The organism is Brevundimonas sp. (assembly GCF_041688735.1).
GTDB lineage: Bacteria > Pseudomonadota > Alphaproteobacteria > Caulobacterales > Caulobacteraceae > Brevundimonas.
On the sequence record NZ_JBDNHO010000085.1, the window covers coordinates 1 to 23,855 of the forward strand.

Consider the following 23,855-nt stretch of genomic DNA (forward strand, 5'->3'; position numbering starts at 1 on the left):
CCTTCGCAACCCGCTCGCCGGGCGTCGCTTTCGAGGGCAAGGGTTTTGGTCTCATCTTCGTTCCTTCGTCACTACGACGAGACCAAAACCCTCCTCTAAACTGAACCCTCAATCTGTCTCATTGGCGCTGACGGCGGACAATACTGGCCACGATGATCGACGGTCGATTGACGTTCATCGTTGATCCGAACTCTCGCTCCAAACCGTCGTCCTGCCTGACGACGATCATAGTGTCGGCAAAGGATCCCGAACGCCGAGTGGAAGCCGGGCCGGGCGACAACCTGGGACTGGTTGATGCTGGTATCGTTTGGTGGAACAGCGTGGGTCACGATTGCGAAACGCGCTTCCCTGTCGCCTATGGGGTCCCGTTGGCTGGGGGACCGAGAACGCCTGAGGAGGTCGAGCGCGAGGTCGCGGCAAAGGAACTCACTCTTGGCGTCGTCTACGAAGTTGTCGCAAATGCCGGGATTGGATACGGCGGTGGGCGGTTCCGACTGACGGCGGATGGAGGGGTCGAGAACCTTCCAAGAGGCGACCTCGCCGACGTCCGCTAACCACCCTTAGCGGAAAATCCGGACGTCCGCTTCGGAGCGCCGTGCTTGGCGACTCGGGACGCCGCTGCGGCGGGTTGCCGCGACGGAGTTGACAGTCGGGTGGGCCTGCGGGTTCAAGGAGCCGGTTCAACCATCGGGAAATCAGGGGCGGCGATGCGGCACACCGGCGTATGGGTCACGATCGCGGCGACGCTCGCCCTCGCGGCATGTTCTGGCGGGGACGGGGACGAGGACGCGAAAGCCAACGGCAAGGCGAGCACCGCCGCTCCGGCCCCGGTGGCGGCTCTGGTGGCCTTTTCCAGCCTGACGGGCGACGCCGCCAGTGGAGAGCGTCTGTTCGTCCGGTGCCAGGCCTGTCATGTGGTCGAGGCCGGAGTGAACCGGGTCGGGCCGTCGCTGCACGGCGTAGTCGGCCGCCCGGCGGGCTCGATCCCCAAGGTCCGCTATTCGAGCGCGATGAAGACCAGCGGCATCGTCTGGTCGGAAGAAGCGATCTTCGCCTACCTGGAAAACCCGCGAAAATCCATGCCCGGGACCTTTATGAGCTACGCCGGTCTGCGCGATCCGCAGGAGAGGGCCGACGTGATCGCCTACCTCAAGACCCTGTCCTGAACCCCGGCGATCATCACCAAGGCGTGACCATAGGTCAGACGAACACGGGTGTATGATCGGCGAAGCCTGTTCCTCATCCACGGTCCACGAGGCCCATATGACCAGCGTGCCCTCAGCCCGGCTTCGCCTCGCGGCCCCGCCCGCGATCAGACGCATCGGTCAGGCGGATCTGAACTGGGCCTTGTCGGAGGGCTGGAAGGACTTCTCGGCCAAGCGCGGGGACATCGTCCTGCTCGCCCTGCTCTATCCGCTGGTCGGCCTGGCCGCGGCGGTGATGGCCGTCAATGAGCGGTTCCTGCCCCTGTTCTTCCCCCTCGTCGCCGGCCTGTCCGTGCTCGGCCCGGCGGTGGCGTCGGGCTTCTACGAACTCGCGCGACGCCGGGCGCTGGGGCTCGACGCGGGCTGGTCGCATTTCCTCGACCCCATGCGAGGTCGCAGCCGGTCCGCACTGTTGATCATGACGCTCGGCCTGATGGTCCTGTTCTTTACCTGGGTGGCGGTGGCGGCGGCCATCCATGCGGCGACCCTCGGGCAACTCGGCCCCGCGAATCCGGGCCTGTTCCTTCAGCGTCTGTTCGGCACGCCGGAAGGCTGGGCCATGATCATCGTCGGCAATCTGTTCGGACTTGCCTTCGCCGTCGTGACCATCACGCTGAGCCTCGTCTCATTCCCCATGGTGGTGGACAAGCCCGTCGACGCCTGGACGGCGATCGCGACCTCGACCAGGGCCGTGCGCGCCAACCCGGTGGCGACGGCTTCATGGGGTCTTCGCGTGGCGTTTCTGCTGGCGCTGGGATGTATCCCCGCCTTCATCGGCCTGGCGGTCGTCCTGCCGGTGCTCGGCTATGCGACCTGGCACCTCTACACGCGGATTGTCGAGCGCTGAGGCCTATTCCCACTCGATGGTTCCCGGCGGCTTGGACGTCACGTCATAGACAACGCGGTTCACGCCCCGGACCTCGTTGACGATCCGCGTGGCGCAGCGGCCCAGAACGTCCCACGGGAACTCGAAGAAGTCGGCCGTCATGCCGTCGGTCGAGGTCACGGCGCGCAGGGCCAGAACCTTTTCATAGGTGCGGGCGTCGCCCATGACGCCGACGGTCTTGACCGGCAGCAGCACGGCGAAGGCCTGCCAGATGCTGTCGTAGAGGCCGGCCTTGCGGATTTCATCGAGGTAGATGGCGTCGGCCTGTTGCAGGGTCTCGACGGCCTCCTGCGTGATCTCGCCGGGGACGCGGATGGCCAGACCCGGGCCCGGGAAGGGATGGCGTCCGACGAAGGCATCGGTCAGGCCCAGTTCGCGGCCCAGGGCGCGGACCTCATCCTTGAACAGCTCGCGCAGGGGCTCAACCAGCTTCAGCTTCATGACGTCCGGCAGGCCGCCGACATTGTGGTGGCTCTTGATCACGGCGGAGGGGCCGCCCGTGGCCGAGACGCTCTCGATCACGTCGGGATAGAGGGTGCCTTGAGCGAGGAATTCGGCCCCCTCGACCTTGGCGGCCTCGCGATCGAAGATCTCGATGAAGACGCGGCCGATGATCTTGCGCTTGGTCTCGGGGTCAGAGACGCCGGCCAGCTCACCGAGGAATTCCTTCGACGCATCAATGTGTACCAGCGGGATGTTATAGTGTTCCCGGAACAGGGTCGTGACCTGTTGGGCCTCGTCCTTGCGCAGCAGGCCGGTGTCGACGAAGACGCAGGTCAGCTGGTCGCCGATGGCCTCGTGGATCAGGACCGCCGCGACAGAGGAGTCGACCCCGCCGGACAGGCCGCAGATGACTTTCGCGTCGCCGACCTGGGCGCGAATCTTCTCGATCTGCTCGTCGCGATAGGCGGCCATGGTCCAGTCGCCGGTCAGGCCTGCGATGCCATGGGTGAAATTCCTGAGGATGGTCGCGCCGCGCGGCGTGTGCATCACCTCGGGGTGGAACTGGACGCCGTAAAAGCGGCGTGCCTCGTCGGCGATCACGGCATAGGGCGATCCGGCCGAGGTGGCGACGACGTCGAAGCCCTCGGGGATGGCGACGATCTTGTCGCCGTGGCTCATCCAGACGATCTCGTCCTCGCCAACGGCGGCGAGGTCGGCCAGCAGGGGCGAGGTCTTCTGCACGGTGATCTCGGCGCGGCCGAACTCGCGATGATGGCCGCCCTCGACCTTGCCGCCCAGTTGCTCGCACAGGGTCATCTCGCCGTAGCAGATGCCCAGCACCGGCACCCCGGCCTCGAACACCGCCTGGGGGGCGCGGGGGCTGTGAGCCTCATGCACGCTGGCGGGGCCGCCGGACAGGATGATGGCCTGGGGCTTCATGGCCGTCAGCGCCGCGTCCGCCTTGTCGTAGGGATGGATCTCGCAATAGACGCTGGCCTCGCGCAGGCGGCGAGCGATCAGCTGGGTCACCTGGCTGCCGAAGTCGACGATCAGGACCTTCTGGTGGGCGCTCATAGGGTCCTTTCATAGACGGCGGCGAAGAAGCCGTCGGTTTGGGTCGAGGCGGGGGAAAGGCGCAGGCGGTTGCTGGTCGCCGCCTTCGCCAGACCCTGTCGGGCGACGTCGGTGAGGGTCGGCGCGGCCAGTAGATCAATGATGTCGACGGGCCGGAAGTCCGGGTGCGCGGCCGCGAAGGCGTCGGCGACGGCCTCGTTCTCACGCGTGAGGATGGAGCAGGTGACATAGACCAGCCGCCCGCCGCGCTTAACCAGTTGGGCAGACTGGGCGAGGATGCGCAGTTGCAGGGCGTGCAGGCGCTCGATTTCGTCGGCCTTGAGCCGCCATGTGTCCTCGGGGCGGCGACGCCAGGCGCCGGAGCCACTGCACGGGGCGTCGATGAAGACCAGGTCGGCCTTGCCGTTGAATTCCTCTACCCCGCCGCCGTTCTGGCCGATCAGGCGCAGGTCAGCCGCGACGCCGGCGCGGGCGAGGCGCGGGCGGATGTTGTCGAGCCGCTTCTGCAACACGTCGCAGGCGATCAGGCGCATGCCGGACGCGGCCACGTCGACCTTGGCAGAGGCGTTGGACTCCTCGCCGCCGACCGGCGACCATCCGGTGGCCCTGGGGGTCAGAACCGGGGCGACATCGGCGACAGGCAGGGCCAGCATCGCCAGCGCCAGCGTCTTGCCGCCGCCACCCGCGCAATAGTCGACCACGACGGTCTCGGGCGTGAACGACAGGCCGGCACCGGCCAGCCAGGTGACGATCTGACTGCCTTCGTCCTGAATCTCGACGCGACCGGCGTTGAAGGCGTCCAGCGCCTGAACATTCGGCGCCGGTTCGGAGGGCAGGCGCAGGCCGACGGCTGACCATGGCGTCCGCTCGGGCTTCAGACCGGCTGCGGTCAGCTCGGCCCGGGCGGCCTCGACCGTCGTCCGCGCGGTGTTGACGCGCAGATCGACCGGAGCCCGTCCCATCAGGCCTTTCGCTTCTTCGGTCCAGCGATCACCGAAGACCGCCTTGAGGTCCTCGGCGACGAATTCCGGCAGGCCGGCGGCGGTCGACGCGGGCAGGTCGCCCTCCCCCGCCGCGATCCGGGCGCGTTCCTGTTTGGACAGTGGTCGCGGGCCGTAGCCGTCGCCGGAATGCAGCGCCTCGATCTCTTCCAGCGACAGATTGTCGAGGAAGGCGAGCGAGCCGACGACCAGCGCCCGCCCGTCCTCGCGCCCGCCCATGGCGGCGACCAGCCGGCCGCGGGCGCGCAGCACCTGATAGACGCGGTCGGCGACGGCGCGGCGATCGCCGGAGCCCGCATAGCGGTTGGCGGCACCCCAGGCCTTGATCACCACCTCGGCGGGGGCGCGGCCCTGAGCGATACTGTCCAGAACGGAGGCGGCGGCGGCGAGGCGGGCGGCTGGGGTCAATTCAGGCTTTCAGGCGAAGAGGGCGATAAAGATGGCAACCAGTCCGGCGACCGAAACCATCCAGACGATGGACCGCACGAAGGGCACGCCGAAGGCGTACAGCGGGATGTAGATCAGGCGCGCCCAGAAATAGGCCTGGGCACCCCAGAAGGTCAGGTCGCCGGTCTTGCCCGCCACATGGGCGATCAGGACCGCGCCGATGAACAGCGGCAACGTCTCCCACAGATTGGCCTGGGCCCGTTCCAGTCGTTCGGTGACGATGCCGGGACGGACGGGGACGCCGTCGCGAGCACCGGCGTTCCAGCCGATCCCGTTGGCCATGGTACGCCCCGCCGCCGGCAGGAAGATGTGCAGAAAGGCCAGCACCAGCGTCGCCGCCAGCATGGTCAGTTCGGGGGTCGCCACCCGGATCCAGCCGTCACCCATTCTCGTTCTCCCTATCCCTGCCGGTAGTTGGGCGCTTCGCGCGTGATCATGACATCGTGGACGTGGCTCTCGCGCAGGCCCGCGCCGGTGATGCGGACAAAGCGGGCGCGCTCCTGGAAATCGGCGATGGTGGCGGCGCCGACATAGCCCATGGCGGCGCGAAGGCCGCCGACCATCTGGTGAATGACATGCGCGATCGGACCCTTGTGGGGAATCTGACCCTCGATGCCCTCGGGCACCAGCTTGCGGCTATCCTCGACTTCCTTCTGGAAATAGCGATCCGCCGAGCCCGCGCCCATGGCGCCGACCGAGCCCATACCCCGGTACGACTTGTAGGACCGGCCCTGGTACAGGAAGACCTCGCCGGGGCTTTCGTCGGTGCCGGCGAACATCGAGCCCATCATGGCAACCGAGGCGCCGGCCGCGATGGCCTTGGCGAGATCGCCCGAATATTTGATGCCGCCGTCGGCGATGATCGGCACGCCGGCGGCGCGACCGGCCCGAACCGCCTCCAGTATGGCCGTGAGCTGGGGCACGCCGACGCCCGCGACGATGCGTGTGGTGCAGATGCTGCCCGGACCGATGCCGACCTTCACCGCGTCCGCCCCGGCGTCGATCAACGCCCTTGCCGCGTCGTAGGTGGCGACGTTGCCGGCAATGACCTGGATGCGGTTCGATTCGCGCTTCACCCGCTCGACCGCGCGGGCGACATGGATAGAGTGACCGTGCGCCGTGTCGATCACCACGACGTCCACCCCGGCCTCGGCCAAGGCCATGGAACGCTCATAGCCCGCATCACCGACGGTGGAGGCGGCCCCGACCAGAAGTCGGCCCTGATCGTCCTTGGCGGCGTGGGGGTGGGCCTGGGCCTTCTCGATGTCCTTCATCGTGATCAGGCCGGTGGCGCGATAGTCCTCGTCGACGACGATGACGCGCTCGATCTTGCGGTCACGCAGCAGAGCGCGGGCCTCGTCGCGCCCGGCACCTTCCCGCACGGTGACCAGATCACCCGTGGTCATCAGCTCGATGGCCTTGCGGTTCGGATCGGTGTCGAAGCGCATGTCGCGGTTGGTCAGGATGCCGACCAGCTTGCCGCTGACGGGATCGACGACGGGGAAGCCCGAAATCTTCCTCTTGGTCACGATGGCGCGGATTTCGCCCAGCGTCGTCTGCGGCGTGATGGTCACCGGATTGATGACCATGCCGCTTTCGTAACGTTTGACCTCGCGGACCTGATCGGCCTGTTCCTCGACAGTCAGGTTGCGGTGCAGGACGCCCAGACCGCCGGCCTGGGCCATGGCGATGGCCAGCCGGCTTTCGGTGACCGTGTCCATGGCGGACGAGGTCAGGGGGATGTTCAGCCTGATGTCGCGGGTCAGGTTCGTCGAGACGTCCGCGTCGGCGGGCATGATCTCTGACGGGCCGGGTTCCAGCAAAACATCGTCGAAGGTGAGCCCTTCGCGTATCTCCATGAGGAGTCTCCGTTTTGCGGGCCGCGTATCCCTTGTTGCGGCGCCGAAGTCAATCGCGGTGGGCTACCGCCGCGCTCCATAAAAAAACGGAGCGGCGACAACCACAACCGCCGCCAGAGCGAAATCGGTCTTGATAGACGCAGTCCATCAAGGCTCAGATTTCGCTCCAGCATGATTCTGGACCACTTTTTGGATTCAGGTCGATTCGACCTGAAGCAAAAAGTGGTCCAGCGCGTATAAGCAACGAGGCGCTTGCGTTTCGCTGCCGTCGTGCCGATTTTCGAGGGGTCATGGTCGGATTGATCATCAGTACCGCCCGCCAGCTCGCGCTAAAGATCGCGAGCTATGGCGTGATGCACCTGATGGTCGCCATTCTGGTGGCCTTTGCGATCACGCGCGACTGGCGGCTGGCCCTCGCCATCGGCGTGGTCGAGCCCTTCTTCCAGACCATCGCCTATACCTTCCACGACCGGATCTGGCACCGCATCGAGCGACGACGGACGCTGTCGGGACTGGAAGAGGCGTCCGAGGCCTTTACCGCCCGTCTCGGCGTCATGGCACCGGAAGAGCAGACCCGCGCCCACGGCCATCATGGCCACAGCCACGCCCTGCCCCGCTCATTCAAACAGGTCGCGGTGAAGACCGTGACCTACGGCCTGATGCATTTCGTCGTGGCGGTGGCGGTGGCTTACGCCCTGACCCAGAACTGGCGCGTGGCCCTGGCCATCGGCATCATCGAGCCGCTGGTGCAGACGGTGTTCTTCACCGTCCACGACCGCGTGTGGTCGCGTATCGAGGCGAAGAAGGCAGCGCGGGCGGCGGAACTGGCCTCGGCCTGACGTCAGCCTAACGCCGGTTCATCGCCACCAGAAACACCTCGGCGCTGTCCTTGCGGCTGGATTCCGGCTTGACGTATTTGACCGTCTCGAACTCGGCACGCAGCCGGGCCAGGACGCCGCCGGCGTCGCCGCCCTGGAAATTCTTCGACACGAAATGCCCGCCCGGCTTCAAGGTGCGGATGGCGAAGTCGGCGGCGATCTCGATCAGGGCGATGATCTTCAGGTGGTCCGTCTGGCGGTGGCCGACCGTGTTGTGCGCCATGTCGGACAGCACCAGGTCGGGCGCGCCGCCCAGCAGATCCATCATCTGCCGGTCCACGCCCGGATGGGTGAAGTCGGCCTGGAGCATGGTCGCGCCGGGGATGGGTTCAACCATCAGCAGATCGACGCCGACGACGGAGATCGCGCCGCGCTTGACGGCCACCTGGGCCCAGCCGCCGGGGGCCGCGCCCAGATCGATCACGCGGCTGCCGTGCTTGATCAGGTGGAAGCGGTCGTCGATCTCCAGCAGCTTGAAGGCCGCGCGGCTGCGCCAGCCCTCGGCGCGGGCGCGCTCGGACCATTTGTCGGACAGCTGGCGCTTGATCCACTGCTGGCTGGACATCGACTTGGTGTCCGCCGTCTTCATCTTGGTGCCCATGCCCCGCCCGGCGGCGGTCCCGCCCGAGGGGGGACGGACCATGCGGCGGCGTTCCGGCGCGGCCTCGGGGGGCTTTTCCTTGTCGCTCATTCATCCCACATAGCCGGGACAGACTTCACGGGCTATGACCCCCGCCACATTCCCCCTGCCGAAAGGAACGCGCCGATGGCCGAGACCCTGACCTTCACCCTTGACACCGGCGACGGCGAAGCCCGCGACGTCGTCATCAAGCTGCGCTCCGACCTGGCCCCCAGCCACGTGGCGCGCATCACCGAACTGGCCGAGGAAGGCTTCTACGACGGCGTGGTCTTCCACCGCGTCATCCCGGGCTTCATGGCCCAGGGCGGCGACCCGACCGGCACGGGAACCTCGGGGTCCAACAAGCCGAACCTGAAGGCCGAGTTCTCGAAAGAGCGCCACGCCCGCGGGGTCTGCTCGATGGCCCGCACCTCGGACCGCAACAGCGCCAACAGCCAGTTCTTCATCTGCCTGGACGACTCCGCCTTCCTCGACGGCCAATACACCGTCTGGGGCGAAGTGATCGAAGGCATGGACAACGTCGACGCCCTGCCCAAGGGCGAACCGCCCCGTTCGCCCGGCAAGATCGTCAAGGCGACGGTGGGTTAGATACCAAAATCCCGCTCATCCCGGCGAAAGCCGGGACCCAGTTCTTTGGGCGATGCAGCGGATAAGACGAGGTCAAATCCCTAGAGTGAAATCGGTCTTGATGGACACAGTCCATCAAGGCTCAGATTTCGCTCCAGCATGATTCTGGACCATTTTTTGGATTCAGGGCGATTCGACCTGAAGCAAAAGTGGTCTAGTCCTGAAACACCACCGTCAAGCTGGACAGGACTGGGTCCCGGCTTTCGCCGGGATGAGCGGATTTCAAATTATTCGATCTCCACGACCTCGACCCGGGCCCCGTTCAGGACCAGAGCGATTTCGCCGCGCTTGAGCTTGAGCGCGTCCTCGCCGAACAACTGACGGCGCCAGCCCTTCAGCGCATCGACGTCGGCGTCGTCGTCGAGGGCGATTTTTTCGAGGTCGGCGACGTTGGCCAGAAGCTTGGTGGCCACCCCCGCGTTGTCGCTCTTGGCCTTGAGCAGCACCTTCAGCAGTTCGACCACCGAAGGCGGCGCGGGCTGATTGTGGGCCGGGCGGTCCAGCTTGGGCGCATGGGCCTCGGGGTCGGCCAGCACGCGCTTGAGCTCGGCGCACAGCTCCAGACCCAGCCGCGACGCGCCGAATCCCTTGGGCACCGAGCGCAGACGGTTGAAGCCTTCAGCGTCGGTCGGGCCCTGGGCCGCGACCTCGTCGATGGCCTCGTCCTTGAGGATGCGACCGCGCGGCTGGTCGCGTTCCTGCGCCGCGCGCTCGCGCCAGACGGCGGTGGCGACGAAGACGGCGAGGTATTTGGCTGACCACTTCTTGGGCTTCAGCCGTTTCCAGGCCTTCTCCGGATCGGTGTCGTAAAGCGCCGGATCGGTCAGGTCCTCCATCTCGGCCATGACCCAGTCAAGCCGGCCTTCCTTCTGCAGGCTGTCGCGCAGCTTGGGATAGAGGGCGGCCAGATGGGTCACGTCACCGAGCGCATAGACCAGCTGGGCTTCCGACAGCGGTCGGCGGGCCCAGTCGGTGAAGCGGCTGCCCTTGTCGACCTCCTGCTTCAGCATCTGGCGGACCAGCGCCTCGTACGACACCTGATCGCCGAAGCCGGCGGCCATGGCGGCCACCTGGGTGTCGAACATCGGCTTGGGCATGGCCCCCAGTTTGACGAAGATTTCGGTGTCCTGACGCGCGGCGTGGAAGACCTTGATGATCTTCGGGTCGCGCAGCAGGTCGAGGAAGGGCTCCAGATCCAGCCCCTCAGCCATCGGATCGATGATGGCGGCGTCCGTGGCCGACGCCGCCTGAATCAGGCACAGGCGAGGCCAATAGGTCGTCTCCCGCATGAACTCGGTGTCGACGGTGATGAAGGGGGCGGTGGCCAGGCGATCGCAGAACTCGCGCAGCGCCTCGGTTGTGGTGATCGGCGTCATTCGGATGCTATAGCCCCGCGCGATGTGGTTGTGGCAAGAGGCGCCGCAGAAATCCGTCCACTGATTCAGGCCCGTGACCGATGAGCGACACCCCCGACAAGCTCCAGAATGGCCTGACCTACGCCGATGCGGGCGTGGACATTGATGCCGGCGAGATGCTGGTGGACGCCATCAAGCCGCTGGCGAAATCGACGCGCCGCCCCGGCGCCGAGGCGTCGCTGGGGGGATTCGGTGCCCTGTTCGACCTCAAGGCAGCCGGTTTCGTCGACCCGCTGATCGTCGCCACCACCGATGGCGTCGGCACCAAGCTGAAGATCGCCATCGAGACCGGACGCCATGACGGGGTCGGCATCGATCTGGTGGCCATGTGCGTCAACGACCTGCTGGCCCAAGGGGCCGAACCGCTGCTGTTCCTCGACTATTACGCCACCGGCAAGCTTGAGATCGACGCCGCCAAACGGGTCGTCGCCGGAATCGCGGAGGGCTGCCGTCAGGCCGGCTGCGCCCTGGTGGGCGGCGAGACCGCCGAGATGCCCGGCATGTATCAAGGTGGTGATTATGACCTGGCCGGTTTCTCGCTCGGCGCGGTCGAACGGGGACACGCCCTGCCCTATCTCGACCGACAGGCGGCGGGCGACGTCATCATCGGCCTGGCATCGTCCGGGCCCCATTCGAACGGCTATTCGCTGATCCGCAAGGTGGTCGAGAAATCCGGCCTGTCATGGGCCGACGACGCCCCCTTCGCCAAGGACCGCAGCCTGGTCCAGGCCCTGATGGAGCCGACCCGCATCTATGTGAAACCGGTCCTGCCGCTGATGAAGGCGGGTCTGATCAAGGGGGCGGCGCACATCACCGGCGGCGGCCTGATCGAGAACCCGCCCCGCTGCATCGCCGAGGGCTTGCGGGCGTCCTTCGACTGGAATGCCTGGCCGCTGCCGCATGTGTTCCAGTGGCTGGGCGAGACCGGCGGCATTTCGGACCATGAACTGCGCCGCACCTTCAACTGCGGCATAGGCTTCATCCTGGTCGTCGCCCCCGAGAACGCCGAGCCGGTGCTGGAAGCCCTGCTGAACGACGGCGAGGTCGCCTTCGTCTGCGGCCAGCTGGAAGCCGCCTAAAAACCTTCGGCGTCGAGGCTGCTGAAGGTCACCCGCACAATCGCCGCCGCGCCGGCGGGCTGACGCAGTGACACCGTCACCCCGTCCCTGGTCCAGATCGAACGGTCGGCCGGCAGGTCCGCCTCGGCGGCGAAACCCTGCTGGCGCATCACCGGCCGGACCGACGCCCTTGCGCCGTCGAAACCGCCGCGCCGGGCCTGAATCACGCAGACCCGGTTCAGATTGCCGTCCGCGACACTGCCCTCGATCGTCAGCCGCCGCAGATGGGCCTGGTCCTCACTCTGGAAGGTGCGGGTGTCCGCCTCGGGGGCGGTTCGATGATTCCGAGAAACTCCGAAACGACGGCCGCACTGTTTCTGAAGCCGTCGTGAAGCGCGACAGCCCGCCTGTCGACCCGTGCCGTTGACCCGACCCCGCCTGCCCGGCAAGGTTCGCCTCTTCCATTAACCGTGAGGTTGCCGATGCCTGCGCTGTCCATTGCCCCGGCTGGAGCGATCCCGGAGTCGATCGGTGATCCGGCTCACCGCCCGGCCATCTGATGCCGGACAGCCGCTCCGGCCCCGCGCGCGTAGCCGTCCTCATCTCAGGCGCCGGCTCCAACATGGCCGCGCTGATCGACGCCGGGCGGCAAGCCGGCTCGCCGTTCGAGGTCGTTCTGGTCTTGTCGAACAACCGCGAGGCCGGTGGTCTGGCCGTCGCGCAAGCCAAGGGCGTCGCGACCCTTGCTGTGGACCAGCAGCCGTTCGGCAAGGACCGGGAGGCGCACGAGCGCGCCGTCGATGCCGCCCTGACAGCGCATGACGTCGAAGTGGTCGCCCTGGCCGGCTATATGCGTCTGCTCACCCCCTGGCTGGTGGGTCGTCGGGCGGGCCGGATACTCAACATCCATCCCAGCCTGCTGCCAAAATATCCGGGACTGGACACCCATGCCCGCGCCATCGCCGCCGGCGACGCCGAGGCCGGCTGCACCGTGCTTCTGGTCGCGGAGGGCGTCGATGACGGCCCTCTTCTGGGCCAGGCCGTCGTGCCGATCCTGCCCGACGACACGCCCGGCTCGCTGGCGCAGCGCGTCCTGGTGGCGGAACACGATCTCTACCCGCGGGTGCTCGCCGAGGTCTGCCGACGAGACTGAATTCAGGTCCGTCCGGCCCGCATTTCCGCCAGTCTCACCGCGAGCGTCAGCCCCGCCACCACGGCGAAGGCCGGCCACAGCGCCAGGACGTCGAAACGCAGGAAGCTGACCGCCCCGATCGCACCGCCGACGGACAGACCGATCCACAGCAGCAGGAAAGGTATCCAGTCCCATCGCGCGCCGCCATGCAGGGCGGTGGCGATCCGCTGGCCCATCCGCACCAGGGTTCCGGTCATGTAAGTCAGGCCGACGCCGACATCGCCCTGACGCTGGAACACGGCGTTTTCGACGCCCATGGCCAGAACTACGGCGACCATGCCGAGCTCCCGCCAGCCAGCGGTGCACAGGCCCGCGCCGATCAGCAACAGGACGGCTTCAACGGCCAGCACCGCCGAGCGCCGATCCTCGCCGAAGCGTCGGGCCACGGTGGCCCCCATCACCACCCCGACCAAAAACAGGGCGATCAGGCCGAATGCGACCGCCGCCTGGGTCCATTCGCCCAAGGCCAGGCCGACGCCCAGCCGGGTCGAATGCCGCTCATGAAGGAGACGAAAAAGCCGCCCAGCGTCATGAAGCCGACGGCGTCGACATAGCCCGCAAGCGCCGACAGGGTCGCGGCGAGCATCACACCCTTGCGGCTGTAGTCCTTCACGGCAAATCCTCGACGAAGGCGGGACCCTGACACGAAAACGGCCGGATCGTTATCGATCCGGCCGTTGGAGAATAATGGGACTGGGGCGATCAGCCGACGATCTGGTCGTCCGTGAAGAACTGGGCGATCTCGATGCCGGCGTTCTCGTTAGAGTCCGAACCGTGGACCGAATTCTCGCCGATCGACAGGGCGAACAGCTTGCGCAGGGTGCCGTCGGCGGCGTCCTTGGGGTTGGTCGCGCCCATGACGTCGCGATAGGCGGCGACGGCGTTGGGGCCTTCCAGCACCTGAACCACGACCGGCTCGGCGGTCATCTGGCCGACCAGTTCGCCGTAGAAGGGACGTTCGGCGTGGACTTCGTAGAATTTCTTCGCCTGGGCCTCGGTCAGATGCACGCGGCGCTGGGCGACGATACGCAGGCCAGCGCCCTCGATCACGGCGTTGACGGCGCCGGTCAGGTTGCGGCGCGTGGCGTCGGGCTTGATGATGGAAAAGGTGCGTTCGGTCATGGGAGTGACTTCTTGTTGGGGGGTTTGAAGGTCGCGGGCTTATAGCGGCGGCCTCCCCGCTTTCCAACCCGTCCCGATCAACAGGCCAAGGCGCGGACGTGACCGGCGTCGCCATAGTCCAGGATGGCGCGGTCACGAGTGACAATCGTCAAATCGCGCGCGCGCGCCGTTGCAATGATCATGCGATCCGCGGGGTCGCGATGCAAAGGCTCGGGAAGGACCGAAAGGTCCAGAAGCAAGGCGGCGGTCAGATCGACAATTTCTGCCCCGGTAGCGTCGACCGCGCGCGCGAACCAAGCCCTGGCGTCTTGTCCGATGATGCGCAAAAGAGATGGCTTCGAGGCAATGAACCCGATCTCCCACGCGGTTGCGGCGGAAATGAACAGTGTCCCGCTGCCTCCCGCAGCAATGACCGCCTCCCGCGCGGTTCGTGCGATGGGGTCGTCGTGAACGATCCAGATCAGGGCGTGCGTGTCGAGCAGAAGTCCGTTGCTCACGCCGCCGGATCCAAGGGTTCCGCGTCATCAAACGGCAACTCGCCAAACACCTGCTCATAGATCGGGCGGGTCAGATCAATGCTGGCGTCGATGATCATCATCCCCTTCATCGATCCGAACATGCTTTGGGGATCCCACGGCTGTTCTTCTGCGCCGTCGGGCCCTGTCAAAATCGCGACTTCCTTGCCGCGCTTGGTGATATGAACCTTCTTCACCGCGCCCGACTTCACACGATCCAGCAGTTCAAGGCACTTGGCCTTGAACTCCGTCGCCGTTATGACGACCTCCCCCGTGATCTGGTCATGTGTCATGACCAGTCATATTGAAGTGACCAGTTCCGAAGTCAATCCCTCCCCATGCTCCAGATCACCGACCTGACCTTCAACGCCTGGGGGCGCAAATTCCTCGAGGACGCCTCCGTTTCCCTGCCGCCCGGGGCCAAGGTCGGGCTGGTCGGCCGCAACGGCATCGGCAAATCGACCCTGTTCAAACTGATCCTCGGCGAACTGGCCGCCGGTGGCGACGAGATCAGCCTGCCCAAGACCGCGCGCATCGGCTCGGTCGATCAGGAACACCCCGCCACGCCCGTCAGCGTGCTCGAGACCATCCTCGAGGCCGACGAGGAGCGCCACCGCCTGTTGGGCCGGCTGGAGACCGCCGAGCCCGAGGAGATGGGCGAGATCTGGACCCGGCTGATCGAGATCGACGCCGACGCCGCCCCGGCCCGCGCCGCCGAAATCCTTGTCGGCCTGGGCTTCGACCATGACGACCAGCAACGGCCGATGTCGGAATTCTCCGGCGGCTGGCGCATGCGCGTCGCCCTGGCGGCAGCCCTGTTCGCCGAGCCGGACATGCTGCTGCTCGACGAACCGACCAACTATCTCGATCTGGAAGGGGCCCTGTGGCTTGAGGCGCGGCTCAAGAAATATCCGCACACCGCCCTGATCATCTCCCACGACCGCGAGATGCTGAACGAGGTCTGCACCCACATCCTGCACCTCGCGAACCGCAATCTGACGCTCTACACCGGCAACTACGACCAGTTCGAAAAGGCCCGAGCCGAAAAGGCCCGGCTGCAGATGTCGGCCAAGGCCAAGCAGGACGCCGAACGCGCCCACCTGCAGGCCTTCGTCGACCGCTTCAAGGCCAAGGCCTCCAAGGCCGCCCAGGCCCAGTCGCGGATGAAGCGGCTGGCCAAGATGCAGCCCGTGGCCACGACCATCGAGGAGCGCGTCGCCCCCTTCATCCTGCCCTCCCCGCCCCGCCCTCTGGCCCCGCCGCTGATCCGGCTGGAGCGGGCCAATGTCGGCTATGAGACCGGCAAGCCGATCCTGCGCAATCTGAACCTGCGGATGGACCTGGACGACCGCATCGGCCTGCTGGGCGTCAACGGCGCGGGCAAGTCGACCTTCGCCAAGATGATCGCCGGGGCGCTGAAGGTGTCCGAGGGCGAACTGCATCGCGACCGCAAGATGCGCGTCGGCTGGTTCCACCAGCACCAGATCGAGGCCATGGACCCGACCGACACGCCGCTGGAGATCATCCGCCGGGCCATGCCCGACGCCGCCGAGAGCGCGCGCCGCTCAAAGTTGGCGCAATGGGGCCTCGGCTACGAGAAGCAGGAGACCACCGTCGCCAGCCTGTCGGGCGGCGAGCGCGCGCGCCTGCTGCTCAATCAGGTGGCGATGGACGCACCGCACATCCTGATCCTCGACGAACCGACCAACCACCTCGACATCGACAGCCGCCGCGCCCTGCTCGACGCCCTGAATGACTATTCCGGCGCCGTCATCCTGATCACCCACGACCGCTCGTTGATGGAGATGGTCGCCGACCGGCTTTGGCTGGCGGCCGACGGCTCGGTCAAGCCGTGGGAGGGCGACATGGACGACTATGCCCGCTTCGTTCTGGACCGCGCCAAACAGGCGGCGGTGAAGCCCAGCCAGATCAAGGATGAGGCGGCCCCTCAAGCAGCGAGCACCCGTGGTGCGAGCGATAGGGGCAACAAGAAAAAATCAGGCCCTTCGCCATCGACCCTGCGGCATGCGGTGAAGAAGGCCGAGGAGCGAATGGCCCAGCTGACGTCGGAAATCTCCCGCATCGACGACGACGTGGCTAATGCCTCGGTCAGCAATCCCAAGGCGCTGGAAGGCCTGACGCGGGCAAGGGCCAAGACGCAGTCCGACCTGGATACGGCCGAGGCGGCGTGGGTGGCGGCGGAGGAGGCATTGGCGGAGGTCGCATGACCGCGCCCGTCGAACGCTCGCGCGAGGCCCGTCAGGCCAAGGACATGGACGAGGCGCTGTACGGCCTTGAGCGACAGACCGAACTGCGCTGAGCGACGCAGGCCTCAGCCGCAGCTGACCTGTTCGACGATCCCGGTCTGCGCGTCGAAGAAGATGTTCAGGCGGTGGGGCGAATAATCCTGGGTGACCGGGCAGGTGGTGCAGGTGACGCGCCGGTTGACCACGTCCACAGGAACGGGAATCTCGGTCCTGGGTTTCCCGACCAGCCATTGCAGTTCGCCGGCCTTGCAGACGTCGACCGTCGGACTTTGTGGATTGTGGGTGCCGACGGGCTGGTTTAGCTGCGCCCGTTCTACGGCGCGGGGCGCCGAAGCGTCGGAGGCCGGCGTCGAACAGGCGGCGAGCGCCACCAGGGCGATCAGGCCGCCTTTTCCCAGCGCCCTTCGGGAGATTGCTTCCAGTAGGCGAGGTCGGCTCCGGCCGCCTTCAAGGTCTTCCACCGCTCGCGCGCGCCTGTCAGAGCGGTCTCGTCGCGTCCGTCGAAGATGATGAAGCATCGGTCGTAGCCTTCCGTATCGCCAAGCTGTGCGTCGTCCACGATGAACAGCGCCTGAGCGGCGTTCGGGTTCTCCACGGATTGCGTCAGCAGAATGGGCTGGCGGTCGGGATGAGGCTCTGACGCCCTGGCATGGGCCAGAAACCCGTCGTCCCGATACGTCCACAGACGCTCGTCCAGATCGTCGATCAGTGCCGGTGTGGCGGCGCGCACCAAGGCGCGCCAGCCTCGCTCGCGCGTCTTCTCCAGAAGGCCGGGCAGAACCTGGTCCAGCGTCGACCGCTCGAGGTGGTAGAACCAGATTTCAGGTTTCGCTTCTGGCATCCGGTCCTGCCCTCCCCTCGTCTCAGCTCTCGAAACTGTCGGCCACCATCCGGTCGAGCGTGCGCACGCCCCAGCCGACGGCGCCGTCCGGCACGGTCGGGTGGCGGCTGTCCTTGACCCAGGCGACGGGCGCGATGTCGATGTGGGCCCAGGGCGTGCCGTTGGTAAAACGCTGCAGGAACAGGGCGGCGGTGATAGAGCCACCGGCGCGGCCGTTGCCGGTGTTCTTCACGTCGGCGATCGGGGTGTCGATGTGACGCTCGTAGAAGGCCGGGATCGGCATGCGCCAGACGTTCTCGCCGACCTTGGGCGCCGCAGCCAGGATGGCGTTGGCGACCTCGTCGTCGTTGGAGAAGACGCCCGCATACTCGAGGCCCAGCGCGACGATCATGGCTCCGGTCAGGGTCGCCAGATCGATCATGAATTTCGGCTTGAAGGTTTCCTGCGTGTACCAGAGGCAGTCGGCCAGGATGAGGCGACCCTCGGCGTCGGTGTTCAGCACCTCGACCGACTGGCCGGACAGCGACATGACCACGTCGCCCGGCCGCTGGGCCGCGCCGTCGGGCATGTTCTCGACCAGGCCAAGAACGCCGATGGCGTTCACCTTCGCCTTGCGGCCGGCCAGCGCGTGCATGAGACCGGCCACGGCGGCGGCGCCGCCCATGTCCCACTTCATGTCCTCCATGCCGTCGGCCGGCTTGATGGAGATGCCGCCGGTGTCGAAGCAGACGCCCTTGCCGACGAAGGCGATGGGTTGTTCGCCCTTCTTGCCGCCGTTCCACTTCATGATGGCGACGTAGCTGTCGCGCACGCTGCCCATGCCGACGGCCAGCAGAGTCCGGAACCCGAGCTTCTCAAGCTGCTTCTCGCCGAGGATTTCGACCTCAAGGCCCAATTTCTCCAGCGCCTTGACGCGTTTGGCGAACTCTTCCGGGTACAAGATGTTGGCCGGTTCGCTGACCAGATCGCGCGAGAACTCGATGGCGTCGGCGACGGCCGACAGCTTGGCATAGGCGGCTTTGGCGGCCTTGGGATCGGCAGCGACGACCTTTATGGTCTCGATGGACGGCGTCTTCTCGGGCTTCAGCGTGGTGCGGTATTTCAGGAAGCGGTAGCTCGCCAGACGCGCGGCGAAGGCGGCGCGGGCGGCCTGTTCGGCAGACATATGATGGCAGTCGAAGGTCAGGGCAGAGGCACCCGACAGCTTGACCGCGTGATAGGCGGCCCCTGCCGCGGCTTCGAGAGCGAGATCGTCGAACCTGGCGGGATCGCCCGCGCCCGTCAGGACGATGGTCGCGGCCTCCACGCCCGCCGGGGCCGCCACGATGAGCGTGCTGTTCGAGCCGCCGTTGAAGCGGCTGGCGTTCATGGCGCGGGTCAGGGCACCGGAGGTCGCCGTGTCGAGGTCACTGCCCGTGCCGGCCAGCGACCGGCCTTCATGGACCATGACGGCCAGGACTTCAGCCGAACCGGCGGATGCGACGAATTCGATCTTCATACGATACTCCGGCCGGGATTGGGCGTCCCGGTCATGATCACTGTTGAATGCGCGGCGCGCCTGTCACGGCCGCATCTGTATGTGTATTAGAGGCTTTCCAGCAGCCGCCTGCAACGGCGATTTCCTCCATTTATGACGCTGATTCAAGGTTATCTTTTCCGCCAGATCGCGCGCCCTGTCGTCGGCGCGTGCGCGGCGCTGGCCGGGATCGGCATCCTGAGCCAGAGTCTGGAACAGCTGGAAGTCATCGTCGAACGCGGGCAGAGCGTCTGGGTCATGGTCAAGTTGACGCTGCTGGCGGTGCCGCAGCTGCTGGCTGTGATCATTCCCATCGGTCTTTTCGTCGGTGCCCTGATGGCCCTGACCCGGCTGCAAAGGGAGCAGGAGCTGACGGCCGTCTTCGCCTCGGGCGTCACCCGCTGGTCCGCCATCCGGCCCGCGATCCGCATCGCCGCAGGAGCCACCGTGCTGACGCTGCTGATCACCACGGTGGGCCAGCCCTGGGCCCTGCGGCAAGCCCGCGCCGAAACCTTCGCCATCCGCACCGACCTGGCGGCCCTGCTGGTCGAGGAAGGGCGGTTCGTGCAGGGCCCAGACGGCCTGACGGTCTATGTCCAGCAGATCGAGCAGAACGGCCTGCTCAAGAACCTGTTCGTCTACGTCAAGGGCGACAACGACGCCACGTCCTGGGACGCGGCCGAGGCGCGCTTCGGGCGCGTCGACGGCGAACCCGTCCTGACGATGCTGAAAGGGTCCTGGCAGCGATTCTCGTCGCGCGGCGTGCTCGAACAACTCTCGTTCGGCCGATATGACTTTCCCTTGGGAGCCTACTCCGACGTGACCGAGCCGATCCGGTACAAGCCGTCGGACCTCTATCTGCCCCAGTTGCTCAATCCGTCCCCCCAAGACCTGAACCGGGTCGGATCCCCCGGCGAACTGGCGGCCGAGGCTCATTCCCGCCTGTCAGCGCCGCTTTACGCCCTGGTCGCCATGGCCATGGCCCTGAACGCCATCGTCGGCGGTGCCTACAACCGGACCGGCTACAGCTGGCGCATCGGCAAGGCGGCCGCCGCCTTCCTGCTGATTCGCATCGCGGGCTACGGCATCGTCTCGGCCAGCGCATGGAACGGCTGGTTGAACGTCTTGCAGTATCTGCTGCCGATCGCGGCGACAGTCATCGCGCTGCGCCTGTTGTTCCGAGCGCTCAAGCCCCGGCGCCGACGGCGCTGGCCGGCCTATGAGCGACTGAAGGCGCGGTTCGCATGAGCCGGCTGACGCTGCCGGTTTCGCGCGTCCGACTGGGCCGCATCGAACGCTATGTGCTCAAGCAGCAGGCGCGGTCCTTGCTGGTCGCGCTGGGCGTGATCGCGGCCCTGATCATGCTGATCGATTTCGTCGAAGTGTCGCGAGGCGTGGGTTCGGACGTCGATCTGTCGGGCGCGCGCATCCTCGGCCTGATGCTGTTGAAGTCGCCGCAGGTCATCATCCAGTTGCTGCCCTTCGTCTTTCTGTTCGGAACGCTGGTCGCCTTCGTCAGCCTGAACCGGCACAGCGAACTGATCGCCATGAGGGCGGCGGGGGTTTCCGCCTGGCGCTTCGTATTGCCCGCCGCCGGCGCGGCCTTCCTGTTCGGCGTAGTGACGGTCGCGGCGCTGGGCCCGACCGCCTCGGCCGCCGACGGCCTGTTCCAGCGCGAGCGGTCGCGTCTTTCCGGAGCGGCCGCAGGATCGGACGCGCCCGCGACGGTATGGATTCGCGAGGGGGACGACGCCCGCCAGATGGTCATCCGCGCCGATCGGCAGGACCAGTCCACCGGACGGCTGCTGGGCGTGACCTTCTTCATCTATGCCAACGACGGCCAGGACCTGAGAATTTTCTCCGAGCGCATCGACGCGGCCTCGGCGGCGCTCAGCGCCGGGCGGTGGCGTCTGGAGGACGCGGTCGGTGCCCAGATCGGACAACGGGCGGTAAGGTACGCGACCCTGGACCTGCCCTCCAGCCTGGCCGACCAGGAAGCCTTCGAGCGATTCGCGCGACCCCAGTCGACGCCGTTCTGGTCCCTGCCCGGTCAGATCGAACGGATCGAGGCCGCCGGCTTTTCTTCGACCGCCTATCGGCTGCGGCTGCATCAGCTTCTGGCGACGCCCCTGATGTTCGCGGCCATGTCGATCCTGGCGGCGGCCTTCTCTCTGCGGCTCATGAGACTCGGCGATCTGGCGCGGATGAGCGCGGCGGCGGTCGTGCTGGGGTTCGGCTTCTTCTTCGTCAACCAGGCCGCCTCGGCCTTCGGCTCGGCCGAGGTCATTCCGCCATGGCTGGCCGCCTGGTTACCGCCGCTGCTGACGGCGCTCGCGGCCTTCACCTTGCTGTTCTATACGGAAGACGGCTAAGCGAACCGCCTTCCCGTCCGTCCGTCGTCCATTGAGTGAGCCTGAATGCCGCGCCACCGCAGCCTCGAAACGGGAGCCTTGCGCCTGCGGTTGCTGGCCGGAGTCGCCGCCATGGCCGTCGCAGCCGTCGGCGGCGGCGCCCTGGCCCAGGACGCGGTGCCGGCCCCCGCGCCCGGACCCGACGGCCTGACGCCGGACGCCGTTTATCTGGAAGCCGACTCGGCCAGCCGCGAGGGCGACGTGATCTCGGCCACGGGCGGAGAACAGCGTGTGCTCGCGCGCTTTCGAAACACGACGCTTCGCGCCGGACAACTGACCTACGATCTTGGTCTGGGAGTGGCCACGGCGGACGACCGGGTCGAGTTCATCGACCCGGACGGAACCACCGTCTTCGCCAGCCACCTGGAACTGGATTCAGACCTCAAAGCCGGCGTGGCGGTCGATTTCGCTACTCGCTTCAACAACGGCGCCAGTCTGATGGCCGCGACCGCTGTCCGGCGGAGCGAGAACGTCAACGAGCTGAACTATGCCCTGTTCACGCCCTGCCCGATCTGCGACGCCGAGGGGAACCCCAAGGAACCCAGCATCTCCATCCAGGCGGAGAAGGTGGTCCAGGACGAAGAGCTCCGCGCCGTCCTCTACCGGAACGCGGTGTTCAAGGTCGGCGGCGTGCCGGTGCTGTACCTGCCCTTCTTCGCCCACCCGGATCCGACGGTAGAGCGGGTGTCAGGCTTCCTGGTGCCGATCCCAAGCTATGACGAAGGTCGCGGGATCAGCCTGGAGGTTCCTTATCTGCGGGTGCTCTCGCCGTCCGAGGACTGGCTGATCAGCCTACAGATCAATACCCGCGTCGCGCCCCTGTTGAACCTGCAATGGCGGCGGCGCTTCGCCGACGGCGTGGTCGTCGCGCGGGGGGGCTACACATACGAGCGCAATTTCGGAGACTTCGATCTGGACGGAGACGGCTCAGCCGAAAGCAACGTCAAGTTTGGCGACCGGACCAGCCGGAGCTATTTCCTGGGTTACGGCCGCTTCGATCCCGAAGGCCCGTGGCGCTGGGGTTTCACCGCCGAGCGGACATCGGACAAGACGCTGTTCGACCGCTACGACATCCGTGATCCCTATCAGGACAACGGCCTTTACTACGGCGATCAGCGGCGACTGATCAGCCAGATCTACGCCGAGCACCAGACCGCGCGATCCTACGTCTCGGTGGCCGCCTTCGCCTTGCAGAGCCTGAGGGTCTCACGGTTCAGCACCGTTACCCCTGCGTTGAACGTGTTCGAGAGCGACGGCGCCCTGCCCATCGTCGCCCCCTTGATCGATGCGCGCTGGGAGCCCAATGCGCCGGTGCTCGGCGGGCGCCTGCGCCTGAGGGGTTCCGCCGTCTCATTGTTCCGCGACGACTATGTCGGCGGGCCGGTGCTGCGATCCCAGCTTATCCCGACTGGTCCGACGGCGGGCCTGCCGGGCGTGGACAGCCGAAGGATCACCGGCGTGGCCGAATGGCGACGCACGCTGACGTCAGCCGCCGGCGTGCGCTGGGAGCCGTTCGTCGATGTGCGCGCCGACCTCTATTCGGTGGACGACCTGCCGCCGTCGCTGGGTCTCGAACGGGAAGAGATCGGCCGCGGCCGCGCGACAGCCGGACTGGATATCAGCTACCCCCTGATCCGCCGCTTCGGCGACGCGGACCTGATCATTGAGCCGATGGCGCAGCTGTCGGTGTCGACCCAATCTGACCTGGACCCTCGCATTCCCAACGAGGACAGCCAGTCGGCGGAGCTGGACGAAAGCTCGCTGTTCCGGGTGGACCGTTTCCCCGGCTATGATCTGTACGAAGGTGGAGCGCGCTTCACCGCCGGCGCGCGGGCGACCCTGCGCTGGGACGAGAGTCGCCAGGCCAGCCTGTTCGTCGGCCGCAGCCTGCGTGCCGATGAGGAAACAGCTTATCTCGTTCCCATCCCTGACGCGCCGGCGGAACTGTACGACCCGTCCGGCCTGGCATCCGACACATCCGACTGGGTCGTGCAGGGCAGCTTCTCGCCTTCGGACCGCATCCGGGGCTGGGGACACGCGACGATCGACTCGTCGGGCGACGTCCGACGCGCGGAACTCGCCGTGGAGGGTCGCTGGGGTCGCCGGAACCTGGCGACAGTCAGCTATATTCTGGATCGTTCAAATCCACTCGCGGGGCCGAACAACCGCAACTACGAGTTCCTGCAGGTCGCGGGACAACAGTTCGTCTATGGAAACTGGGGCGTCTCCTTCTCGGGCATCGCCGATCTGGAACGCACGCCCAGGCCCGGCCAGCCCGATCCGGGCTTTCTGGTTCGCTCGGAGGTGGGCCTGCTGTTCGACGACGACTGCTTCCGCGTGGAGCTGGGCTGGCGGCGCGACAATACGGTCGTTCGACCCTCCGGTCCTTCGGAAGGACCCTATGTGCGCCTAACCCTCGCCACTTTCGGCGGTACAGGATATTGACGCAGCGACGGG

Annotated in this window: 26 protein-coding genes; 11 read left to right on the top strand and 15 right to left on the bottom strand. The window is 66.6% G+C overall.

Features of this window, described 5'->3' with window-relative positions:
• Window positions 1-152: 152 nt before the first annotated feature.
• From ACESMO_RS08650 to ACESMO_RS08660, 3 genes are all read left to right on the top strand, one after another.
• On the top strand, window positions 153-554 hold the full coding sequence (locus ACESMO_RS08650; protein ID WP_372707757.1) for a hypothetical protein: 402 nt from the start codon (window positions 153-155) through the stop codon (window positions 552-554).
• A 153-nt stretch (window positions 555-707) separates the two neighbouring features.
• Window positions 708-1,166 (top strand): cytochrome c family protein, encoded by a 459-nt coding sequence (locus tag ACESMO_RS08655; RefSeq protein WP_372707758.1) that lies wholly within the window; start codon window positions 708-710, stop codon window positions 1,164-1,166.
• A 97-nt stretch (window positions 1,167-1,263) separates the two neighbouring features.
• Window positions 1,264-2,052, top strand: a complete 789-nt coding sequence (locus ACESMO_RS08660; RefSeq protein WP_372707759.1) for a DUF2189 domain-containing protein — start codon at window positions 1,264-1,266, stop codon at window positions 2,050-2,052.
• A gap of 3 nt (window positions 2,053-2,055) precedes the next feature.
• Here ACESMO_RS08660 and guaA read toward each other — a convergent pair whose 3' ends face one another.
• Genes guaA through guaB form a run of 4 tightly spaced genes read right to left on the bottom strand, consistent with a single transcriptional unit; the run spans window position 2,056 to window position 6,916 of the window.
• Entirely contained in the window at window positions 2,056-3,609 is a 1,554-nt protein-coding gene (gene guaA, locus ACESMO_RS08665; RefSeq protein ID WP_372707760.1) for a glutamine-hydrolyzing GMP synthase, read from the bottom strand.
• A complete protein-coding gene (locus tag ACESMO_RS08670; RefSeq protein ID WP_372707761.1) occupies window positions 3,606-5,018 on the bottom strand; it encodes an RsmB/NOP family class I SAM-dependent RNA methyltransferase in 1,413 nt (470 codons plus the stop codon). The genes guaA and ACESMO_RS08670 overlap by 4 nt, the downstream gene beginning before the upstream one ends.
• A 9-nt stretch (window positions 5,019-5,027) precedes the next feature.
• Window positions 5,028-5,444: an MAPEG family protein gene (locus ACESMO_RS08675; protein WP_372707762.1), complete on the bottom strand. Its 417-nt coding sequence runs from the start codon at window positions 5,442-5,444 to the stop codon at window positions 5,028-5,030.
• Window positions 5,445-5,455: 11 nt separating this feature from the next.
• On the bottom strand, window positions 5,456-6,916 hold the full coding sequence (gene guaB, locus ACESMO_RS08680) for an IMP dehydrogenase (protein WP_372707763.1): 1,461 nt from the start codon (window positions 6,914-6,916) through the stop codon (window positions 5,456-5,458).
• 290 nt (window positions 6,917-7,206) lie between these two features.
• Between guaB and ACESMO_RS08685 the strand changes: the two genes are divergently transcribed.
• The gene (locus ACESMO_RS08685) at window positions 7,207-7,755 is read left to right on the top strand and encodes a DUF2061 domain-containing protein (RefSeq protein WP_372707764.1); all 549 of its coding nucleotides are present in this window, start codon (window positions 7,207-7,209) and stop codon (window positions 7,753-7,755) included.
• A 7-nt stretch (window positions 7,756-7,762) separates the two neighbouring features.
• Here the strand turns inward: ACESMO_RS08685 and ACESMO_RS08690 are convergent, their stop codons facing one another.
• On the bottom strand, window positions 7,763-8,485 hold the full coding sequence (locus tag ACESMO_RS08690) for an RlmE family RNA methyltransferase (protein ID WP_372707765.1): 723 nt from the start codon (window positions 8,483-8,485) through the stop codon (window positions 7,763-7,765).
• Window positions 8,486-8,560: 75 nt separating this feature from the next.
• Here ACESMO_RS08690 and ACESMO_RS08695 point away from each other — a divergent pair, with 75 nt between their 5' ends.
• A complete protein-coding gene (locus ACESMO_RS08695; RefSeq protein ID WP_372707766.1) occupies window positions 8,561-9,022 on the top strand; it encodes a peptidylprolyl isomerase in 462 nt (153 codons plus the stop codon).
• A gap of 266 nt (window positions 9,023-9,288) precedes the next feature.
• Here ACESMO_RS08695 and rnd read toward each other — a convergent pair whose 3' ends face one another.
• Window positions 9,289-10,437, bottom strand: coding sequence for a ribonuclease D (rnd, locus tag ACESMO_RS08700; RefSeq protein WP_372707767.1), 1,149 nt, complete (start codon window positions 10,435-10,437; stop codon window positions 9,289-9,291).
• An 80-nt stretch (window positions 10,438-10,517) separates the two neighbouring features.
• Between rnd and purM the strand changes: the two genes are divergently transcribed.
• The gene (purM, locus tag ACESMO_RS08705) at window positions 10,518-11,555 is read left to right on the top strand and encodes a phosphoribosylformylglycinamidine cyclo-ligase (protein WP_372707768.1); all 1,038 of its coding nucleotides are present in this window, start codon (window positions 10,518-10,520) and stop codon (window positions 11,553-11,555) included.
• Here purM and ACESMO_RS08710 read toward each other — a convergent pair.
• Window positions 11,552-11,983 (bottom strand): hypothetical protein, encoded by a 432-nt coding sequence (locus ACESMO_RS08710; protein WP_372707769.1) that lies wholly within the window; start codon window positions 11,981-11,983, stop codon window positions 11,552-11,554. The two genes, purM and ACESMO_RS08710, sit on opposite strands and share 4 nt — an antisense overlap.
• Before the next feature lie 110 nt (window positions 11,984-12,093).
• Between ACESMO_RS08710 and purN the strand changes: the two genes are divergently transcribed.
• Window positions 12,094-12,687 carry a phosphoribosylglycinamide formyltransferase gene (gene purN / locus ACESMO_RS08715; RefSeq protein ID WP_372707770.1) on the top strand — a complete coding sequence of 198 codons (594 nt, stop codon included), beginning with the start codon at window positions 12,094-12,096 and terminating at the stop codon, window positions 12,685-12,687.
• A gap of 2 nt (window positions 12,688-12,689) precedes the next feature.
• On the opposite strand, the gene ACESMO_RS08720 is transcribed toward purN, so the two are convergent.
• From ACESMO_RS08720 to ACESMO_RS08740, 5 genes are all read right to left on the bottom strand, one after another.
• Window positions 12,690-13,190 (bottom strand): YoaK family protein, encoded by a 501-nt coding sequence (locus tag ACESMO_RS08720; RefSeq protein WP_372707771.1) that lies wholly within the window; start codon window positions 13,188-13,190, stop codon window positions 12,690-12,692.
• A complete protein-coding gene (locus tag ACESMO_RS08725; protein WP_372707772.1) occupies window positions 13,151-13,339 on the bottom strand; it encodes a DUF1275 family protein in 189 nt (62 codons plus the stop codon). The genes ACESMO_RS08720 and ACESMO_RS08725 overlap by 40 nt, the downstream gene beginning before the upstream one ends.
• A gap of 89 nt (window positions 13,340-13,428) precedes the next feature.
• Window positions 13,429-13,848 (bottom strand): nucleoside-diphosphate kinase, encoded by a 420-nt coding sequence (ndk, locus tag ACESMO_RS08730; protein ID WP_372707773.1) that lies wholly within the window; start codon window positions 13,846-13,848, stop codon window positions 13,429-13,431.
• A gap of 77 nt (window positions 13,849-13,925) precedes the next feature.
• Window positions 13,926-14,345, bottom strand: a complete 420-nt coding sequence (locus ACESMO_RS08735) for a type II toxin-antitoxin system VapC family toxin (RefSeq protein WP_372707774.1) — start codon at window positions 14,343-14,345, stop codon at window positions 13,926-13,928.
• The gene (locus ACESMO_RS08740; RefSeq protein ID WP_372707775.1) at window positions 14,342-14,656 is read right to left on the bottom strand and encodes a type II toxin-antitoxin system Phd/YefM family antitoxin; all 315 of its coding nucleotides are present in this window, start codon (window positions 14,654-14,656) and stop codon (window positions 14,342-14,344) included. The genes ACESMO_RS08735 and ACESMO_RS08740 overlap by 4 nt, the downstream gene beginning before the upstream one ends.
• A gap of 45 nt (window positions 14,657-14,701) precedes the next feature.
• Here ACESMO_RS08740 and ACESMO_RS08745 point away from each other — a divergent pair, with 45 nt between their 5' ends.
• Entirely contained in the window at window positions 14,702-16,591 is a 1,890-nt protein-coding gene (locus ACESMO_RS08745) for an ABC-F family ATP-binding cassette domain-containing protein (RefSeq protein WP_372707776.1), read from the top strand.
• Between the two features lie 104 nt (window positions 16,592-16,695).
• Here the strand turns inward: ACESMO_RS08745 and ACESMO_RS08750 are convergent, their stop codons facing one another.
• The 3 genes from ACESMO_RS08750 to ACESMO_RS08760 are packed head-to-tail and all read right to left on the bottom strand — an operon-like array spanning window position 16,696 to window position 18,969.
• Window positions 16,696-17,001, bottom strand: a complete 306-nt coding sequence (locus ACESMO_RS08750) for a hypothetical protein (protein ID WP_372707777.1) — start codon at window positions 16,999-17,001, stop codon at window positions 16,696-16,698.
• Between the two features lie 8 nt (window positions 17,002-17,009).
• Window positions 17,010-17,471, bottom strand: coding sequence for a DNA polymerase III subunit chi (locus ACESMO_RS08755; RefSeq protein ID WP_372707778.1), 462 nt, complete (start codon window positions 17,469-17,471; stop codon window positions 17,010-17,012).
• Between the two features lie 22 nt (window positions 17,472-17,493).
• Window positions 17,494-18,969 carry a leucyl aminopeptidase gene (locus ACESMO_RS08760; protein WP_372707779.1) on the bottom strand — a complete coding sequence of 492 codons (1,476 nt, stop codon included), beginning with the start codon at window positions 18,967-18,969 and terminating at the stop codon, window positions 17,494-17,496.
• A gap of 132 nt (window positions 18,970-19,101) precedes the next feature.
• On the opposite strand from ACESMO_RS08760, the gene ACESMO_RS08765 reads away from it, so the two are divergent.
• The 3 genes from ACESMO_RS08765 to ACESMO_RS08775 are packed head-to-tail and all read left to right on the top strand — an operon-like array spanning window position 19,102 to window position 23,843.
• Window positions 19,102-20,235, top strand: coding sequence for an LptF/LptG family permease (locus ACESMO_RS08765; RefSeq protein WP_372707780.1), 1,134 nt, complete (start codon window positions 19,102-19,104; stop codon window positions 20,233-20,235).
• Complete coding sequence (gene lptG, locus ACESMO_RS08770) at window positions 20,232-21,359, top strand: LPS export ABC transporter permease LptG (protein WP_372707781.1); 1,128 nt, start codon at window positions 20,232-20,234, stop codon at window positions 21,357-21,359. Before ACESMO_RS08765 ends, lptG begins: the two co-directional genes overlap by 4 nt.
• Window positions 21,360-21,404: 45 nt before the next feature.
• Entirely contained in the window at window positions 21,405-23,843 is a 2,439-nt protein-coding gene (locus tag ACESMO_RS08775; protein ID WP_372707782.1) for an LPS-assembly protein LptD, read from the top strand.
• The last annotated feature ends 12 nt before the right edge of the window (window positions 23,844-23,855 follow it).

Coding starts and splice junctions, on each gene's coding strand:
- ACESMO_RS08650 (WP_372707757.1), top strand. CDS start 153: ATGATCGACGGTCGATTGACGTTCATCGTTGATCCGAACTCTCGCTCC.
- ACESMO_RS08655 (WP_372707758.1), top strand. CDS start 708: ATGCGGCACACCGGCGTATGGGTCACGATCGCGGCGACGCTCGCCCTC.
- ACESMO_RS08660 (WP_372707759.1), top strand. CDS start 1,264: ATGACCAGCGTGCCCTCAGCCCGGCTTCGCCTCGCGGCCCCGCCCGCG.
- guaA (WP_372707760.1), bottom strand. CDS start 3,609: ATGAGCGCCCACCAGAAGGTCCTGATCGTCGACTTCGGCAGCCAGGTG.
- ACESMO_RS08675 (WP_372707762.1), bottom strand. CDS start 5,444: ATGGGTGACGGCTGGATCCGGGTGGCGACCCCCGAACTGACCATGCTG.
- guaB (WP_372707763.1), bottom strand. CDS start 6,916: ATGGAGATACGCGAAGGGCTCACCTTCGACGATGTTTTGCTGGAACCC.
- ACESMO_RS08685 (WP_372707764.1), top strand. CDS start 7,207: ATGGTCGGATTGATCATCAGTACCGCCCGCCAGCTCGCGCTAAAGATC.
- ACESMO_RS08690 (WP_372707765.1), bottom strand. CDS start 8,485: ATGAGCGACAAGGAAAAGCCCCCCGAGGCCGCGCCGGAACGCCGCCGC.
- ACESMO_RS08695 (WP_372707766.1), top strand. CDS start 8,561: ATGGCCGAGACCCTGACCTTCACCCTTGACACCGGCGACGGCGAAGCC.
- rnd (WP_372707767.1), bottom strand. CDS start 10,437: ATGACGCCGATCACCACAACCGAGGCGCTGCGCGAGTTCTGCGATCGC.
- purM (WP_372707768.1), top strand. CDS start 10,518: ATGAGCGACACCCCCGACAAGCTCCAGAATGGCCTGACCTACGCCGAT.
- purN (WP_372707770.1), top strand. CDS start 12,094: ATGCCGGACAGCCGCTCCGGCCCCGCGCGCGTAGCCGTCCTCATCTCA.
- ndk (WP_372707773.1), bottom strand. CDS start 13,848: ATGACCGAACGCACCTTTTCCATCATCAAGCCCGACGCCACGCGCCGC.
- ACESMO_RS08740 (WP_372707775.1), bottom strand. CDS start 14,656: ATGACACATGACCAGATCACGGGGGAGGTCGTCATAACGGCGACGGAG.
- ACESMO_RS08745 (WP_372707776.1), top strand. CDS start 14,702: ATGCTCCAGATCACCGACCTGACCTTCAACGCCTGGGGGCGCAAATTC.
- ACESMO_RS08755 (WP_372707778.1), bottom strand. CDS start 17,471: ATGCCAGAAGCGAAACCTGAAATCTGGTTCTACCACCTCGAGCGGTCG.
- ACESMO_RS08760 (WP_372707779.1), bottom strand. CDS start 18,969: ATGAAGATCGAATTCGTCGCATCCGCCGGTTCGGCTGAAGTCCTGGCC.
- ACESMO_RS08765 (WP_372707780.1), top strand. CDS start 19,102: ATGACGCTGATTCAAGGTTATCTTTTCCGCCAGATCGCGCGCCCTGTC.
- lptG (WP_372707781.1), top strand. CDS start 20,232: ATGAGCCGGCTGACGCTGCCGGTTTCGCGCGTCCGACTGGGCCGCATC.
- ACESMO_RS08775 (WP_372707782.1), top strand. CDS start 21,405: ATGCCGCGCCACCGCAGCCTCGAAACGGGAGCCTTGCGCCTGCGGTTG.